This is a genomic window from Rhodococcus sp. B50, assembly GCF_013602415.1.
In the GTDB taxonomy this organism is placed as follows: Bacteria; Actinomycetota; Actinomycetes; order Mycobacteriales; family Mycobacteriaceae; genus Rhodococcus.
The window spans coordinates 2,357,955-2,375,804 of the sequence record NZ_WPAG02000002.1; the positions used below are offsets into that span (position 1 = coordinate 2,357,955).

Here is a 17,850-nt window from a genome sequence, read left to right on the forward strand (position 1 = left end):
CGACGGGCTCCGACCCGGTCTGTCGTCACGCGGCGCTAATGTCGGTTCGATGGCACACGACCCGATTCCGCGCTCGCCGGGATGGATTTCCCGGCTCGTCGCCGAATGCCTGAAACACCGCAGAACGGCTCTCGGGGCGCTGGCCGTCACCGTCGTCGCCGCCCTGATCGACATCACCTTCCCGCTGCTGACGAAAGTCGCGGTCGACAGTGCGACCGGGCAGGGCGATGTGCCCGCCGACGACCTGCGTCTGATCGGTCTCGCCGCAGGGGCGATCGCTGGCGGGGCAGTGATCCGGTTCGGCTGCCAGTACGGGCGGCGCATGCTCGCCGGACGTCTGTCGCTCGACGTGCAGCACGACCTGCGGTTGCGTCTGCTCGGCTCGCTCCAGCGTCTCGACGGTCACGGTCAGGACCGCATCCGCACCGGTCAGGTGGTCTCGCGGTCCATCACCGATCTGCAGCTCGTCCAGGGTCTGCTCGCGATGGTGCCGATGTCGGCGGGCGCGCTGTTGCAGTTCGTGCTCGCGCTGGTGATCATGATGTCGCTCTCACCACTGCTCACGCTGGTCGCGGTGGTCACGGTCCCGATCATCGGCGGCCTCGTCCGGGTGGTGCGCCCGAAGCTGTTCGCCGCGACGTGGTCGGCGCAGCAGCGCGCGGCCGATCTCGCCCAGCACGTCGAGGAGACCGTCACCGGGGTGCGGGTCGTGAAGGGATTCGGTCAGGAGTCCCGCGCCGTCGACCAGCTCGAGGAGCACGGTCGCCGGTTGTACGCGGAGCGTCTGCGCGCGGCCCGGATCAATGCGTGGTTCTCGGCCCCGCTGGGTGCGATCCCGCAGTTCGGGCTCGTCGCCACGATCGCGCTCGGCGGCTGGCTCGCCCTCGAAGGCGGGATCACCGTGGGTACCTTCGTGGCGTTCACCGCCTATGTGGCGACGATGACGGCGACGACCCGCACGCTGTCGCAGGTCGTGATCATGGCGCAACTGTCCCGCGCCGCCGTGGAGCGGGTGTACGAGGTGATCGACACCGAACCCGACGTCGCCGATCCTCCGCATCCCGTCGCGCTGCCCGACGGTCCGCTCGGGGTGCACCTGAAGGATGTGACGTTCGGCTTCGACGACGACCGGGACGTGCTGCGCGGACTCGACCTGGAGATCGCACCCGGCGAGACCGTCGCGATCGTCGGTCCGGCGGGCTCGGGCAAGACCGTGCTCTCGCTGCTGCTCCCCCGGTTCTACGCGCCGCGCCACGGATCGGTGTGCCTGACCGCCGACGGGCACGACATCGACGTCGGCACCCTGCGCGCCGACGACCTGCGCGGTGCGGTCGGTCTCGTCTTCGACGAGCCGTTCCTGTTCTCGGATTCGGTCGCGTCCAACATCGCCCTCGGCCGACCCGACGCGTCGGACGACGAGATCCGGGCCGCTGCGGCAGCGGCGCGCGCCGACGACTTCGTCGATGCGCTGCCCGAGGGCTACGACACCGTCGTCGGCGAACGCGGCCTGACGCTGTCCGGCGGGCAGCGACAGCGGGTCGCGCTGGCGCGGGCACTGCTCGTCGATCCGCGGGTGCTGATCCTCGACGACGCCACCTCCGCGGTCGACGCCGAGACGGAGGCCGCGATCTACGGCGCGCTGCGGGCCGGCCGACGCCGCACGACGCTCGTGCTCGCTCATCGGCGATCGACGCTCGCGCTCGCCGACCGGGTCGCCGTGCTCGACGACGGACGCATCGTCGACATCGGAACGGTCGACGAACTCGATCACCGCAGTCCCGTCTTCCGGCGTCTGCTCTCGACCGACGAGGACGTCGTGCCGGCTCCGGAGCGTCCGGTGGCGGCCGGCGAGTTGTGGCCGGAGCGGCCCGGCGACGAGCCGTCCGGGGCCGTCGTCGACACGGCGGTCGCCGGTGGCGGTCGGGGCGGACCGGCGGGCGGTGGTGGTCGCGGCGGACCTATGACGGGTGCGCTCGGCGCGGTGGCGCCGACCCCGGAACTGCGCGCTGCGGTCGCGGCGCTTCCCCCCGCCACCGAGACCCCCGGGAGCGATCCGGCCCTGCAGTCCGACTCCCTGCGCCTGCCCGACCCGCAGTTCCGCCTGTGGACGACGCTGCGCCCGGTGCGTGCCCTGCTCGCACTCGTCGTGCTGTGCCTCGCGGTGGAGTCGCTGACGAGCATCGCGTTCCCGTCGCTCGTGCGGTTCGCCGTCGACCGCGGGGTGACCCCGGCCGAGCCGTCGCGGTTGTGGCAGGCGACCGCCGTGGGTGTGGTCCTCGCGCTGCTCGGCTGGATCGCGGTCGCGATCCTGACCGTGCTCACCGCGCGCGCGGGCGAGCGGGTGCTGTTCGGGCTGCGCGTGCGCTCGTACGCACACCTGCAGCGACTCGGACTCGACTATTACGAACGCGAACTGTCGGGCCGGATCATGACCCGGATGACGACCGACGTGGACGCGTTGTCGCAGTTCATCCAGACCGGCCTGTCCACCGCGGTGGTGGCGGTGTTGACTCTCACCGGCATCTCGATCGCGCTGATCGCGACCGACCTGTCCCTGGCCCTGGTGGTGCTGGCGGTGCTGCCCATCCTGACGGTCGCGACCCTGTGGTTCCGGAAGATCTCGGGCACGGCGTACGCGCAGTCCCGCGAACGCATATCCCTGGTGAATGCGGATTTCCAGGAGAACGTCACGGGTCTGCGCGCCGCGCAGGCCTACCGCCGCGAGGAGACCGCCGCCCGTCGTTTCGCCGAGCGCGCGGAGGCCTATCGGCGCAGCCGCCTGCGCTCGCAACGGGCGATCTCGCTGTATTTCCCGTTCATCACCTTCCTGTCCGACCTCGCGCTCGCCGCGGTCGTCTTCGTCGGGGCGCGGGAGGTGGCGTCGGGTGCGGTCGGGCCGGGTGTACTGATCGCGTTCGTGCTGTACCTGAACCTGCTGTTCGCACCCATCCAGCAGTTGTCGCAGGTCTTCGACGGCTACCAGCAGGCAAGGGTGGGTCTGCACCGGATCGGCGACCTCCTGCGGACCGAGAGTTCACTCGAGTCGGCGCAGGAGGGCACGGTCGCCGTCACCGGGCACCTCCGCGGCGACGTCGACCTGCGGGAGGTGGGCTTCCGGTACCGCGAGGCCGAACGCGAAGCCCTGAGCGGGGTGGACCTGACGATCCCGGCCGGGTCGACGGTCGCCCTGGTGGGCCGGACCGGCGCCGGGAAGTCGACGGTCGTCAAGCTGCTCGCGCGGTTCTACGACCCCACCTCGGGTTCGGTGCGGGTGGACGGGACCGATCTGCGCCGGTACCGCCTGCGCGACTATCGGGGCCGGCTCGGCGTCGTGCCGCAGGAGGCACACCTGTTCACGGGCACGGTGGCGACCAACATCGCCTACGGCCGGCCCGACGCGACGCGCGAGGAGATCGAGGCCGCCGCGCGGGCCGTCGGGGCGCTCGACATGGTCGCGGGGCTCCCCGGCGGGATGAACCATCCGGTGGGTGAGCGCGGGCAGGGTCTGTCGGCGGGCCAGCGGCAGCTCATCGCGCTCGCGCGCGCCGAACTGGTGGATCCCGATCTGCTGCTGCTCGACGAGGCCACCGCGACCCTCGATCCCGCCACCGAGAAGGCGGTGCTCGAGGCGGGTGCGCGGGTGGCGCGTTCGCGGACGGCCGTAGTGGTGGCGCACCGTCTCGCGACCGCCGCTCGTGCCGATCTCGTGGTCGTCATCGACGACGGCCGTATCGTCGAGTGTGGGCCCCACGACGAGCTGCGCCGAGCGGGAGGTCTGTACACCACTTTGTGGCAACTCGCTACCGGTGGTCTCGTTCCGGAGGAGCCCGAAGCCCTGCTCACATCTGCCACGGAAGGATCGAACATGAGATCGTCCTCACGTTTGTAACGGGGTGCGCGCTGCACCGATGCACCTTTGAGGGAATAATCGGCTCTCGAGAACCGTCATCGATGGAGACCCCATCGCACCAGATTGTGAGCTAGCCCACCGACATGCGCGGTCAGTTCGGATCGTCACATGCTACGGGCTAGCCTCATACGCACAGGCGCTCCGATCGGGTACCGAAGAAAGAAACGAGGCGAACAACTGCCGTGAGCAGCAGCTCTACATCACAGTTCGGACAGAACCAGTGGTTGGTTGACGAGATGTACCAGCGCTTCCAGGACGACCCTTCGTCCGTGGACGCGAGTTGGCACGAATTTCTGACCGACTATTCGCCGGAAGCCGCGGTGGCCGGAGGTACCAACGGCTCCGACACCGCCACGACCGAGAAGCCCGCGCCGAGCACCGCATCTGCGCCGAGTTCCTCCGCTTCGGCCCCCGCCGCGCCCGCAGCGAAGGCCCCCGCCGCGCCGGCAGCGAAGGCCCCCGCCGCTCCTGCAACGAAGGCCCCCGCCGCGCTGGCGAAGCCCGCACCGAAGGCCGAGACCAAGCCTGCAACCCAGCCGAAGGCACAGGCCGCGCCGGCGAAGCCGGCCGCCGCCCCGTCGGGCCAGGCCGCCGAGGAGAAGAAGGTTCTGCGCGGCGCCGCTGCTGCCGTTGCGAAGAACATGAACGCCTCGCTGTCGATCCCGACGGCCACCAGTGTTCGCGCGGTTCCCGCGAAGTTGATGTTCGACAACCGCATCGTCATCAACAACCATCTCGCCCGTACCCGGGGCGGCAAGGTCTCGTTCACCCACATCCTCGGCTACGCGATCGTCCAGGCGGTCAAGGCGTTCCCGAACATGAACAACCACTTCGCCGAGGTCGACGGGAAGCCGAACCTGGTCGTGCCGCAGCACACCAACCTCGGTCTCGCGATCGACCTGCCGGGCAAGAACGGCCAGCGTTCGCTCGTCGTGGCGGCCATCAAGAACTGCGAGACGATGAACTTCGCGCAGTTCTACTCGGCCTACGAGGACATCGTGCGCCGCGCCCGCGACGGCAAGCTCACCGGCGACGACTTCTCGGGTGTCACGATCTCGCTGACCAACCCGGGCGGCATCGGCACCGTGCACTCGGTCCCGCGTCTGATGCAGGGCCAGGGCGCCATCATCGGCGCCGGCGCGATGGAGTACCCCGCGGAGTTCCAGGGCGCGTCCGACGAGCGGATCGCCGAGATGGGCATCGGCAAGCTGCTGACGCTCACCTCCACCTACGACCACCGCGTGATCCAGGGCGCGGAGTCGGGTGAGTTCCTGAAGAAGATCCACGAGCTGCTCATCAGCGACGACTTCTACGACGGCATCTTCCACACTCTGCACATCCCCTACGAGCCGGTCCGCTGGCGCAAGGACGTGCCGGAAGGCCTCGTCGACAAGCACACCCGTGTGCTCGAGCTCATCGCCGCCTACCGCAGCCGCGGCCACCTCATGGCCGACACCGATCCGCTGCAGTTCGTGCGCGACAAGTTCCGGTCGCACCCCGACCTCGACGTCACGACCCACGACCTGACGCTGTGGGATCTCGATCGCGAGTTCAACGTCGGTGGCTTCCACGGCCGCCAGAAGATGAAGCTGCGCGACGTGCTGTCGGTGCTGCGCGACGCGTACTGCCGCCACGTCGGTGTCGAGTACACCCACATCCTCGAGCCCGAGCAGCAGCAGTGGCTGCAGGAGCGCGTCGAGGCGCACCACGTCAAGCCGACGGTCGCCCAGCAGAAGTACATCCTGAGCCGCCTCAACGCCGCAGAGGCGTTCGAGACGTTCCTGCAGACCAAGTACGTCGGCCAGAAGCGCTTCTCGCTCGAGGGCGCCGAGTCGGTCATCCCGATGATGGACGCGATCATCGACCAGGCCGCCGAGCACACGCTCGACGAGGTCGCCATCGCGATGCCGCACCGCGGCCGCCTGAACGTGCTCGCCAACATCGTCGGCAAGCCGTACTCGCAGATCTTCTCCGAGTTCGAAGGCAACCTGAACCCGGCCGCCGCTCATGGCTCCGGCGACGTGAAGTACCACCTCGGCGCCGAGGGCACCTACATCCAGATGTTCGGCGACAACGACATCAAGGTCTCGCTCACCGCGAACCCCTCGCACCTCGAGGCGGTCAACCCGGTGCTCGAGGGCCTCGTCCGCGCCAAGCAGGACATCCTCGACAAGGGCGAGGACGGCTTCACCGTCCTGCCGCTGCTGCTGCACGGCGACGCTGCGTTCGCCGGTCAAGGTGTCGTGGCGGAGACCCTCAACCTCGCACTGCTGCGCGGCTACCGCACCGGCGGCACCGTGCACATCGTCGTCAACAACCAGGTGGGCTTCACCACCGCGCCGGAGCACTCGCGTTCGTCCGAGTACTGCACCGACGTGGCGAAGATGATCGGTGCGCCGATCTTCCACGTCAACGGGGACGACCCCGAGGCCTGCGTGTGGGTCGCGAAGCTCGCCGTGGACTTCCGCGAGAAGTTCCACAAGGACGTCGTCATCGACATGATCTGCTACCGCCGTCGCGGTCACAACGAGGGCGACGACCCGTCGATGACCCAGCCGGCGATGTACGACGTGATCGACACCAAGCGCAGCGTCCGCAAGAGCTACACCGAGGCCCTGATCGGCCGCGGCGATATCTCGCTCAAGGAAGCGGAAGACGCCCTGCGCGACTACCAGGGACAACTCGAACGCGTCTTCAACGAGGTCCGCGAACTCGAGAAGTACCAGCCGGAGCCGTCGGAGTCGGTCGAGCTCGACCAGACCCCGCCGAAGCGTCTCGACACCTCCGTCGAGCGTTCGGTGCTCGAGCGGATCGGCGACGCCTTCGCCGAGGCACCCGAGGGCTTCACGGTGCACCCGCGCGTCAAGCCGGTGCTCGAGAAGCGTCGCGAGATGTCGCGCAACGGCAAGATCGACTGGGCGTTCGCCGAGCTGCTCGCGTTCGGTTCGCTGGCCGAGGAAGGCGCCCTGGTGCGTCTGGCCGGTCAGGACTCGCGTCGCGGCACGTTCACGCAGCGCCACTCGGTCATCATCGACCGCAAGACCGGCGACGAGTACAGCCCGCTGGCGTCGCTGGCCACCCAGGCCGGCAACGGTGGTCGCTTCATGGTCTACGACTCGGCACTGACCGAGTTCGCGGGTCTGGGCTTCGAGTACGGCTACTCGGTGGGCAACCCCGACGCGCTCGTGCTGTGGGAGGCGCAGTTCGGCGACTTCGTCAACGGCGCGCAGTCCATCATCGACGAGTTCATCTCGTCCGGTGAGGCCAAGTGGGGTCAGCTGTCCGACGTCGTGCTGCTGCTGCCGCACGGCCACGAGGGCCAGGGTCCCGACCACACCTCGGGCCGCATCGAGCGCTGGCTGCAGCTGTGCGCCGAGGGCTCGATGACGGTCGCGGTTCCGTCGACCCCGGCGAGCTACTTCCACCTGCTGCGTCGTCACCATCTCGACGGCATCCGCCGCCCGCTGGTGGTGTTCACGCCGAAGTCGATGCTGCGCAACAAGGCCGCGGTCAGCAATGTCGAGGACTTCACCCAGGGCAAGTTCCGTTCGCTGCTCGAGGAGGTCCCCTACGAGGAGGGCACGGCCGACCGGTCGAAGGTCACCCGCGTGCTGCTGACCTCCGGCAAGATCTACTGGGAACTGCTGGCGAAGAAGCAGAAGGAAGGTCGTGACGACGTCGCGATCGTGCGCATCGAGCAGCTGTACCCGGTGCCGCGTCGTCGTATCGCCGAGACCCTCGAGCAGTACCCGAACGCGTCCGAGTTCTTCTGGGTCCAGGAGGAGCCGGCGAACCAGGGTGCGTGGCCGTTCCTCGGCCTCGCGCTGCCGGAACTGCTGCCCGAGAAGCTCAGCGGGATCAAGCGCGTGTCGCGTCGTGCGATGTCGGCGCCGTCGTCCGGTTCGAGCAAGGTCCACGCTGTCGAGCAGCAGGAGATCCTCGAGAAGGCCTTCGGTCGCTAGAAGCTCCGTTTCGGACCCTTCGGGCCCTTGACGGTTCTCATGTGAGCCGGGTCGTTCGTCCCCCAAGGACGATCGACCCGGCTCACGCCTTTTCCGGGGTGTTTCGGGCCGGACGTGACGGGCACCCTTCCGGGGACCCCCTATCGCGTCCTGCGAGGAGCTACCGATGGCGAACCCGACCGTGGCCGACTACCTGCTGCACCGCCTGCGCGAGTGGGGGGTGGACCACGTCTTCGGCTATCCCGGGGACGGCATCAACGGGATTCTCGCCGCCTGGACCCGCACCGGCAACGATCCGGTCTTCGTGCAGTCCCGGCACGAGGAGATGAGCGCCTTCGAGGCGGTCGGCTACGCGAAGTTCACGGGCAGGCCCGGGGTGTGTATGGCGACCTCCGGCCCCGGCGCGATCCATCTGCTCAACGGCCTCTACGACGCGAAACTCGACCACGTGCCGGTGGTGGCGATCGTGGGTCAGACCGACCGCTCTGCGATGGGCGGGTCGTACCAGCAGGAAGTGGACCTGCACACGCTGTACAAGGATGTGGCGTCGGCCTTCGTGGAGACCGTGACGGTGCCCGAGCAGTTGCCCAACGTCCTCGACCGGGCGATGCGCACCGCCATCGCCTATCGCACGCCGACAGCGGTGATCATCCACGGTGACGTGCAGGAACTCGACTACTCCCCACCCGGCCACGAGTTCAAGATGGTGCCGTCGAGCGTCGGCTTCGACCGTCCCCGCATCGCGCCGGACGACGACGCGATCCGACGGGCCGTCGAGATCCTCGACGCCGGGAACAAGGTCGCGATGCTCGTCGGCAGCGGCGCCCGGGGTGCGCGGGCGCAGCTCGAGCAGGTCGCGGATCTTCTCGGTGCCGGGGCGGCGAAGGCCCTGCTGGGCAAGGACGTGCTCTCGGACGAACTGCCGTGGGTCACCGGATCGATCGGCCTGCTGGGCACGCGACCCACCCACGAGATGATGACCGGCTGCGACACGTTGCTCATCGTCGGCTCGTCCCTCCCCTACAGCCAGTTCCTGCCGGAATACGACCAGGCTCGCTGCGTGCAGATCGACGTCGACGCGAACAGGATCGGGATGCGTTACCCGAACGAGGTCAACCTCGTCGCCGATGCCGCCGCGGCGCTCGATGCGCTCATCCCGCTGCTCCGGCGCAAGGAGGATCGTTCGTGGCGCGAGGGTATCGAACAGAACGTGCGCCGCTGGTGGCAGATCATGGGGCAGCAGGCCGAGGTCGAGACGGAGTTCGTCAACCCGCTGCGGATGTTCGCGGAGGCCTCACCGCGACTGCCCGACAACGCGATCGTCACCGCCGACTCGGGTTCGGCCGCCAACTGGTATGCGCGGCAACTGCAGTTCCGCGGCGACATGCGCGGTTCGCTGTCGGGCACGCTCGCGACGATGGGACCGGCCGTGCCGTACGGGATCGGCGCGAAGTTCGGGCATCCGGACCGTCCGGTGATCGCGTTCGCCGGCGACGGCGCGATGCAGATGAACGGCATGGCCGAGCTGATCACCGTTCAGCGGTACTGGCAGCAGTGGACGGATCCGCGGCTCGTCGTCGCGATCCTCCACAACAACGACCTCAACCAGGTGACCTGGGAGATGCGCGCGATGGGAGGAGCACCGAAATTCGCGGAGTCCCAGACACTTCCGGATGTCGACTACGCCGCCTTCGCACGTGGTCTCGGGCTGGGCGCCGAAACCGTGAAGTCCACGGACGAAGTGGGCCCGGCCTGGGATCGCGCACTGACCGCGGATCGCCCGACGGTGCTCGACGTGTACACCGATCCGGACATGCCGCCGATCCCGCCGCACGCGACATGGGAACAGTTCACCGACGTCGCCAAGGCCGTCCTGTCCGGGGACGAGAACCGTTGGGGTTTCGTGAAACAGGGCGTCAAGACGAAGTTGCAGGAGTACCTTCCCGGACACGACCGCTGAGATCGTCCCCCGCGTTGCCCCGGAGCGAATGTGCCGCCAGGGCCACGCCGGACAGCGCGGCGATGGCCAGCTCGACGAACTCGTCGCGGGTGAGTTCGGGGTCGCGCAACCACGCGATGGTCGTGTCCTCCACGAACGCCACCCATCCGCGGACGGCGAGTCGCACGGCGGGGGTCGGTTCGATCCCGATGGCGGGCAGGTGCGCGACGGTCCGCTCGACCATCGCAGTGCGGGTGTCCTCGAACGCCGCGCGCATGTCGGGGTCGCCACTGGTGGCGCCACGCAGGATCGACACGTACATGTCGCGGCGCCGGGTGACGTAGTCGACGTACGCGACGAGCGTGCCCCGCAGCATCTCGATGGGCTCGAGGTCCTCGGCCGGCGCGGTGTACTCGACGAGGTCCCGGCCGACGCACCGCACGAGTTCGACGTGGTAGTCGTGCTTCGAGGCGAAGTAGTGGAACAGCAGGCCCTTCGACACCCCGGCCCGGTCGGCGACCTCCTCCACGGAGATCTGCTCGAGGGGCCGGTCGGCGAGCAGCTCGAGTCCGTGTTCGATCAGCTGGGCCCGGCGTTGGGCGGGACCGAGGCGGGTCCGGCGGGGTTCGGGACTGTCTTCTGCCACGACCACCATGCAAGCACCGTTATTGAATTATGGTCAACAAGTGTTGACCACGTCACTGGAACGCTCTAGCCTCAAGTACATGAGTCTTCCGGTAACAGATACCGTCGCCGACGCGGAGATCCGTCAGGTCGACATCCTGATCATCGGCAGCGGGTTCGCCGGGCTCGGAGCGGCCATCCGATTGTCGCAGGCGGGCAAGGACTTCCTCGTCCTCGAGCGCGCGTCCGAGGTCGGCGGCACCTGGCGCGACAACACCTACCCCGGCGCCGCGTGCGATGTGCCGTCGAACCTGTACTCCTACTCCTTCGCCCTCAACCCCGGCTGGACACGCTCGTTCTCGCCGCAACCGGAGATCCAGGAGTACATCCGCTCGGTCGCCGACCGGTACGACGTCCGGCGGCGCACCGTCTTCGGCTGCGACGTGCAGTCGGCCCGCTGGAACACTGCGACGCACCGCTGGGACGTGGCCACCACGCGCGGGCAGTACAGCGCCAAGGTGATGATCTCCGCGGTGGGCGCACTGTGCGAGCCGTCGCTGCCCGACATCGAGGGCATCTCCGGCTTCGAAGGCGAGATCTTCCATTCGGCGAGGTGGAACCACGACGCCGATCTCACCGGCAAGCGGGTCGCGGTCATCGGTACCGGAGCCTCGGCCATCCAGATCGTGCCGGCGATCGCGGGCACCGTCGGCCGGCTCGACGTCTACCAGCGCACGGCACCGTGGATCCTCCCCCGCTTCGACCGCGAGTACACCGCGCCCGAGCGGTTCGCCTTCCGCTACATCCCCGGCTTCCAGCGTCTCTCGCGTGCCCTGCAGTACACCGCCCGCGAGACCCAGGTCGTGGGCCTGGCCAAGGCACAGGCCTTCATGAAGCCGCTCGAACTCGCCGCACGCATCCAGGTCCGCCGGCAGATCCGCGACAAGGAACTGCGCCGGAAGGTCACACCGAACTACGGCATCGGCTGCAAGCGCATGCTCATCTCGAACAACTACTATCCCGCACTCGACCGGCCGAACGTCGACCTGGTCACGGACGGCATCGCCCGCGTCACCCCGCGCGGCATCGTCGCGAAGGACGGCACCGAACGCGAGGTCGACGCGATCGTCGTCGCGACCGGCTTCCACGTCACCGACTCGCCGACCTTCGCAGGCATCTTCGGCAAGGACGGCCGTTCGCTGGCCGAGGTCTTCGACGAGACCGGAATGCAGGGGTACAAGGGCAGTTCGGTCGCGGGCTTCCCCAACCTGTTCTTCCTCGTCGGCCCGAACACCGGTCTCGGCCACACCTCGATGGTGTACATGATCGAGTCGCAGCTCGGCTACGTCGTCGACGCGATCCGCACGATCGACCGCAACCGCATCGGCACGGTCGAGGTCCGGGAGGACGTGCAGGACGAGTACAACCGCGAGCTGCAGCGCGCGATGCGTTCGAGCGTGTGGAACAACGGCGGGTGTGCGAGCTGGTATCTCGACAAGCACGGCAACAACACCACACTGTGGCCGGGATTCACCTTCGAATTCCGGCGCATCACACGCCGGTTCGACCTCGATGCGTACCGCAGCGTCGCCGAGTCCGATCTCCCCGTAGCCACCGACCTTCCCGCACAGGAGCGCACGTCTCGAGAGGCAGCAGTTCGATGAGTGATTTCGCAGGACGAGTCGTCGTCGTCACGGGTGCCGGTTCCGGAATCGGCCGAGCCCTCGTGCTCGCCCTCGCCGCCGAGGGTGCCCGTCTGGCGATCTCGGACGTCGACACCGCCGGACTCGAGGAGACCGCGCGTCGCGCACGGGATCTCGGTGCCGAGGTGAAGGCCGACCATCTCGACGTCACCCAGCGGGAGAAGGTCCTCGAGTACGCCGAGCAGGTCGCCGCTCACTTCGGTGCGGTCCACCAGGTGTACAACAACGCGGGCATCGCTTATCACGGCGACTTCGAGCGCACCGAGTTCAAGGACATCGAGCGCGTGATGGACGTCGACTTCTGGGGAGTCGTCAACGGCACCAAGGCTTTCCTGCCGTACCTCATCGCATCCGGCGACGGTCACCTGATCAACGTCTCGAGCCTGTTCGGTCTGCTGAGCATCCCGGGCCAAGCGGCATACAACGCTGCGAAGTTCGCAGTACGCGGCTTCACGGAGGCGGTGCGGCAGGAGATGCTCGTCGCCCGGCATCCCGTGCAAGTCACGTGCGTGCATCCCGGTGGCATCAAGACCGCGATCGCCCGCAACGCCGCCGTCCCGGACGGCGACGACCAGGCGACCTTCGCGGAGTTCTTCGACCGCAAGCTCGCGCGCACGACGCCGGAGGACGCCGCGAAGACCATCCTCACCGGTGTCCGGAAGAACAAGGCTCGCGTACTCGTCGGTGCCGACGCGAAGTTGCTCGACGCCTTCGTCCGTGTCGCCGGGCCGGCCTATCAGCGTGTCGTCGCCACGGTGACCTCCCGGGTCGTGCCGAAGGGATAGGCTGCGGCATGCCTCCGACACCCCAGTTGTCACCGCGGGTGGCGCGGACCGCGCTGCGGCCTCTCTTCCGTGCCCTGCTGTCACCGCGCTGGTCGTTCGCCACGCAACGCCGGTTGCTCGAACTCGCCGCGCCGCTGCAGTTCCTTCCGAAGGACACCGTGGTGCGCCCGGTCCGCCTGGCCGGACGCCCCGCCGAGCGGATCACCGTAGGTGCCACCGAGCGAACCACGGCGATCCTGTACCTGCACGGCGGTGCGTACACCGGCGGATCGCTCGCCACGCACCGCTCGCTCGCGGCGCATCTCGCCGCCGCGGCGGAGTCGGCGGTGTACGTCCTCGACTACCGGCTCGCTCCCGAGCATCCCTATCCGGCGGCGTTGGACGACGCCGAAGCGGCCTATCTCGAACTCGTCGGCGAGCACGGCTTCGAGGTGTCCGGCACCGCGATCGCCGGCGACTCGGCCGGCGGTGGCCTCGCGGCGGCCACGGCGCGCCGGCTCATCGACCGGCACGCGATCACCCCGCCCGCGCTCGGGTTGCTGTCGCCGTGGAGCGACCCGGCCGACCGCGACCTGCCCGACGTGAACGACGTCGTCCTCAACAAGGGGTGGGTGTACTCCTCGGCCGAGGCGTATCTGGCCGGGGGCGATCCCACCGATCCCGGTTACGCGCCCATGCACGCCGATCCCACGGGTCTGCCGCCGACGCTCATCCAGGTGGGCACCGCGGAGATGTTCTACCCGCAGGTCCGGCGGTACGCCGAGAAACTCCGCACGGCGGGCGTCGACGTCACCTTCGTCGAGCAGCCCGAACTGTGGCACGTCGCGCCGTTGCAGGCATCGCTCGTTCCCGAGGCCGCCGCGGCGATCGCCGATTTCGGCGTGTTCCTCCGGGAACGGATGGGTACCCGCGCAGGCTGAGCACCGGGCGTTCGCGATCAGGTGTGTTCCGCGAGCCATTCGTCGGCGACGGACCTCGGATCCTCGCCGTCGTCGAGTCGCGCGCGCAGTTCGGTGAGATCGCTCGTCGTCAGCTCACCGGCAATGGTCCGCAACGCGTCGAGTTGTGCCTCGTCGAGCGTGCCCTTGCGGAAGACCGGGACGACGTTCTGGGCGGGCAGTACCGGTGCCGACGCGCCGCCTGCCTTCGTGTCGTCCCGCTGGGTGCGGTCGGGTGCGTCGGGCACGGTGCTCACAGGCGAATCCGCCTCGATCGCCGCGAGGGCGGGTGACGTCGTGGTGGTTCCGACGACGGTGCCGGGTTCCGACGCGACTACGACGGACTGTGGATCCTTGATCCGCCGTACCTCGCGCGGGCGGCAGTCGGCGCGTTCGAGCGCGTCGAGTCCGCCCGCGGATTCGAAGTCCTCGGTCACCGCGAACGTCAGTTCCGGGCACCGGTCTACGAGGTCGGCCACCCGGCTCACCGACCATTGCGCGAGCCGTTCGCGGTCGGCGAGCAGAACCGCACGGTCCTGAGCCGACGCGTAGTCGGAGATGGTCAGCTCGTCGGGCAGCGCCCGCGCGAGCGCCTCGAAGACGTCCTCGGCGTCGGTGGGGTCGGCGCCCTGGTCGTAGGACGCCAGCAGGCGTCCGGTGTAGCCGGGGATCAGCGTGAGCTCGGCGGCGTCGAGCGCTGTGGGAGGATCGGCGACGTCGGAGCGCACCCGAACGTCGGTCCCGCTGCCGCGCAGGGCTGCTGCGTACAGGTGCGCGAGCAGTTCCTCGTCGGGTCGCTCACCCGCGCCGACGATCACCGTCGCCGACGGCGTCGCCTCGTCGAGGACGGGTGACGCGCATCCCTGGAGCACGGCCGCCACTGCGCATGCGGTGAGCACTGTCGCCGCGACCGGCCGGGTCGGTCTCGCTTCGTTCGCCACGGCGGTCATTGTCGCCCACCGGTCATCGCAACGCCGAACGCCCCGGTCCGGAACCCTTGTGCGGTTCGGATCGGGGCGCTCGGTGCGATCTCGCCGGGAACGAATCCCTAGTCGGCGACACCTTCGGCCTTCGCCGCGGCCGCGACGGCCTCGGCGACGGCGGGTGCGACGCGCGGATCGAGCGGGCTCGGGACGATCTTGTCCGCGGCCAGTTCGTCACCGACGACCGAGAGGATGGCCTCGGCGGCGGCGAGCTTCATGCCCTCGGTGATACGGCGGGCACCGGCGTCGAGTGCCCCCTTGAACACACCGGGGAAAGCCAGCACGTTGTTGATCTGGTTCGGGAAGTCGCTGCGACCCGTCGCGACGATCGCGGCGTGCTTGTGAGCGATCTCGGGGTGGATCTCCGGATCCGGGTTCGACATCGCGAAGATGATGGAGTCGTCGGCCATCGTCGCGACGATCTCCTCGGGCACGGTGCCCGACGACACGCCGAGGTAGACGTCGGCGCCGTCGAGCGCCTCGGTGATGCCGCCCTTGCGGCCCTCGGGGTTGGTGCGGGAGGCCAGGTCGGCCTTGATCTCCCCGAGATCGGTGCGATCGGCGGAGATGATGCCCTTCGAATCGAGCACCACCACGTCGCGCGCACCGGCGGCGAGCAGGATGTTGGTGCACGCCACGCCGGCAGCGCCGGCGCCGGAGATCACGATGCGCAGGTCGGCGATGTCGCGTCCCTGCACCTTGAGCGCGCCCTTGAGTGCCGCCAGGGCGACGATCGCGGTGCCGTGCTGGTCGTCGTGCATGACGGGGCAGTCGAGTGCCTCGATGACGCGCTTCTCGATCTCGAAGCAGCGCGGGGCGGAGATGTCCTCGAGGTTGACGGCGCCGAAGGACGGACGCAGCCGGATGAGGGTCTCGACGATCTCGTCGGGATCGGTGGTATCGAGCACCAGCGGAATGGAGTTCAGCCCGGCGAACTTCTTGAACAGCGCGGACTTGCCCTCCATCACGGGCAGCGAGGCGCGGGCGCCGATGTTGCCGAGACCGAGGACCGCGGTGCCGTCGGACACGACGACGACCAGGCGGTTCGTCCAGGTGTACCGGTCGACCAGGGTCTCGTCGGCGGCGATCGCGCGGCAGACCTGGGCGACACCGGGGGTGTACGCGATGGACAGATCGCGCTGGTTCTCGAGCGGCGCGGTCAGCTCGACCGACAGCTTGCCGTCGACGTGACCCGAGAAGATCTCCTCGTCCGTCAACTCGAGCTTCTGAGGGGTAGGTGCATCAGACACAATTGACACGATGACACTCCTGCGTGTTCCGAGTCGACCTCTGGACTCGGTAGCTGCGAAAACACCACAGTTCAATGCATTTCATATCGATCCATGCATCGAGTTGCAGTGCTTCGCCAAGGACATTGGGTTGAAGCTTCCGGGCGCGATCACGACTGCCGCTGTACAACGCTGTACGGCTTCCGGAACGTGATGGAGCCGGGGCGGGTGGCCCTGGCATCGAGCCCTGGGTGATCTAGCCCTGGGTGGGTCTGCCATCCTTCGTCCGATTCCGGGGTATTCCGGCTTTCGGATTGCCGCAAGTTTGCCACCTTTGCAGACGAACAATCAAATCGGCATCGATTGCGAAGGTCTCACGGTTTTGTCGTCTCACCTGTGAGTTTACGTGCCGTGAACACCTCCGCGGGGGCGCCTCGCCCCGAATTCCCGCAGTTACACGACGGCTACCGACGGGTAGCAGTGGTGGCACTCGGGGCCGTCATCCCCACCACTGGGTGAGCATCAGAATCGATGCAGTGAAGATCACCACAGCGCTCGACAGGAGAGCCGTGCCACCGGACCTGCGGTCCGCCGTCACCTGCGCGATCACGGCCACAAGCGCGGCGACGACATGCGCGGCCACCGCAGTGGTCCCCGGACCGGGGAAACCGCGGTCGCCGGCGAGGTACTGGGCGCCGCACACCACGGCGGTCAGGACCAGCACCGCCCCGCACACCACACCCGAGATCGCGCGCGCGGCGCGGACCGGCAGACTCGACCGGCGCGGCGGTGCGGTGTCGTAGGGATCGGCGTGGTACCCGTCGTCCGCGTAGTACGGCTCGTCGTAGTACTCACTGTCGTAGTAGTTTTCGTCGTTCCGCGATTCGTACTCCTCGTGCGGGTAGCCCGCACCCCGTCGCCTCATCCCGCGATCACCTCCACGCCGGTCGCGCGGTCGAGCAGCGCCTCATAGGCCGCCGGTGCGGTGGTGAAGCTGCCGAGCCTCACGTCCTTGTTGTCGCCGTGATAATCGGACGATCCCGTGACGACCACACCGAGCGCCCGGGCGAGGTCGCGCATCGTCCGCACGTCCTGCTCGCTGTGATCGGGATGATCGACCTCGACACCTCCGAGACCGAGTTCGGCGAGTTCCTCGATATGGTCGAGGGCGAGGAGCCGCCCGCGCGAGCGCGCCCGGGCGTGCGCCATCACCGGCACACCTCCCGCTGCCGTCACCATCTTCACCGCGTCGGCGAGCGGGGTGTCGGCCTTCGGTACGTAATAACGGCCGCGCGGGGACAACAGCTCGGTGAACGCATCCGAGACCGTGGGCACCACACCGGCAGCGACGAGGGCTCGCGCCAGATGCGGCCGGCCCGCGGCCGGACCCGCCTCGGCGAGCACCGCATCGACGTCGATCGGCAGACCGTCGTCGGCCATCTGCATGCCCATCGCCCGGATCCGCGAGACCCGCTCGCCCCGGAGCCGCTCGAGTTCGGCGACGAACACCGGGTCGTGCGGGTCGAACAGATAGGCCAGTAGGTGCACGGCGACCGGGGCGCCGTCCTCCCCGCGGCCCGTACAGGACATCTCCATCCCCCGGACGAGACGCAACCCCGCCGGCAGGGCCGCCGCGGCTTCGTCCCACCCCGCGGTCGTGTCGTGATCGGTCAGAGCCACCACGTCCAGACCGGCCCGGGCTGCAGCACGGACCAGTTCGGCAGGAGCGTCGGTACCGTCCGATGCGGTCGAATGGGTATGGAGATCGATACGCACG

General features: G+C 68.6%; 11 protein-coding genes. 6 read left to right on the top strand and 5 right to left on the bottom strand.

Annotated features, from left to right (window positions below; all coding sequences use genetic code 11):
• Window positions 1-49: 49 nt before the first annotated feature.
• The 3 genes from GON09_RS11055 (at window position 50) to GON09_RS11065 (ending at window position 9,832) form a co-directional block, all read left to right on the top strand.
• Window positions 50-3,889, top strand: coding sequence for an ABC transporter ATP-binding protein (locus GON09_RS11055; protein ID WP_213931837.1), 3,840 nt, complete (start codon window positions 50-52; stop codon window positions 3,887-3,889).
• A 203-nt stretch (window positions 3,890-4,092) separates the two neighbouring features.
• Window positions 4,093-7,872, top strand: a complete 3,780-nt coding sequence (locus GON09_RS11060) for a multifunctional oxoglutarate decarboxylase/oxoglutarate dehydrogenase thiamine pyrophosphate-binding subunit/dihydrolipoyllysine-residue succinyltransferase subunit (protein WP_213931838.1) — start codon at window positions 4,093-4,095, stop codon at window positions 7,870-7,872.
• Between the two features lie 166 nt (window positions 7,873-8,038).
• Window positions 8,039-9,832, top strand: a complete 1,794-nt coding sequence (locus GON09_RS11065; protein ID WP_213931839.1) for a thiamine pyrophosphate-requiring protein — start codon at window positions 8,039-8,041, stop codon at window positions 9,830-9,832.
• Here the strand turns inward: GON09_RS11065 and GON09_RS11070 are convergent.
• Complete coding sequence (locus GON09_RS11070) at window positions 9,789-10,466, bottom strand: TetR/AcrR family transcriptional regulator (protein ID WP_213931840.1); 678 nt, start codon at window positions 10,464-10,466, stop codon at window positions 9,789-9,791. The two genes, GON09_RS11065 and GON09_RS11070, sit on opposite strands and share 44 nt — an antisense overlap.
• 70 nt (window positions 10,467-10,536) lie before the next feature.
• On the opposite strand from GON09_RS11070, the gene GON09_RS11075 reads away from it, so the two are divergent.
• Genes GON09_RS11075 through GON09_RS11085 form a run of 3 tightly spaced genes read left to right on the top strand, consistent with a single transcriptional unit; the run spans window position 10,537 to window position 13,843 of the window.
• The gene (locus GON09_RS11075) at window positions 10,537-12,099 is read left to right on the top strand and encodes a flavin-containing monooxygenase (protein ID WP_213931841.1); all 1,563 of its coding nucleotides are present in this window, start codon (window positions 10,537-10,539) and stop codon (window positions 12,097-12,099) included.
• Window positions 12,096-12,923 (top strand): SDR family NAD(P)-dependent oxidoreductase, encoded by an 828-nt coding sequence (locus tag GON09_RS11080; protein WP_213931842.1) that lies wholly within the window; start codon window positions 12,096-12,098, stop codon window positions 12,921-12,923. Before GON09_RS11075 ends, GON09_RS11080 begins: the two co-directional genes overlap by 4 nt.
• Before the next feature lie 8 nt (window positions 12,924-12,931).
• Complete coding sequence (locus GON09_RS11085; RefSeq protein WP_213931843.1) at window positions 12,932-13,843, top strand: alpha/beta hydrolase fold domain-containing protein; 912 nt, start codon at window positions 12,932-12,934, stop codon at window positions 13,841-13,843.
• A 17-nt stretch (window positions 13,844-13,860) separates the two neighbouring features.
• Here GON09_RS11085 and GON09_RS11090 read toward each other — a convergent pair whose 3' ends face one another.
• The 4 genes from GON09_RS11090 to GON09_RS11105 form a co-directional block, all read right to left on the bottom strand.
• The gene (locus tag GON09_RS11090; RefSeq protein ID WP_213931844.1) at window positions 13,861-14,811 is read right to left on the bottom strand and encodes a glycine betaine ABC transporter substrate-binding protein; all 951 of its coding nucleotides are present in this window, start codon (window positions 14,809-14,811) and stop codon (window positions 13,861-13,863) included.
• Between the two features lie 98 nt (window positions 14,812-14,909).
• Window positions 14,910-16,103 (bottom strand): NAD(P)-dependent malic enzyme, encoded by a 1,194-nt coding sequence (locus GON09_RS11095; protein WP_213931845.1) that lies wholly within the window; start codon window positions 16,101-16,103, stop codon window positions 14,910-14,912.
• Between the two features lie 469 nt (window positions 16,104-16,572).
• Window positions 16,573-16,998, bottom strand: coding sequence for a hypothetical protein (locus tag GON09_RS11100; RefSeq protein WP_213931846.1), 426 nt, complete (start codon window positions 16,996-16,998; stop codon window positions 16,573-16,575).
• Complete coding sequence (locus GON09_RS11105; protein ID WP_213931847.1) at window positions 16,995-17,849, bottom strand: PHP domain-containing protein; 855 nt, start codon at window positions 17,847-17,849, stop codon at window positions 16,995-16,997. Before GON09_RS11105 ends, GON09_RS11100 begins: the two co-directional genes overlap by 4 nt.
• Window position 17,850: the final 1 nt, after the last annotated feature.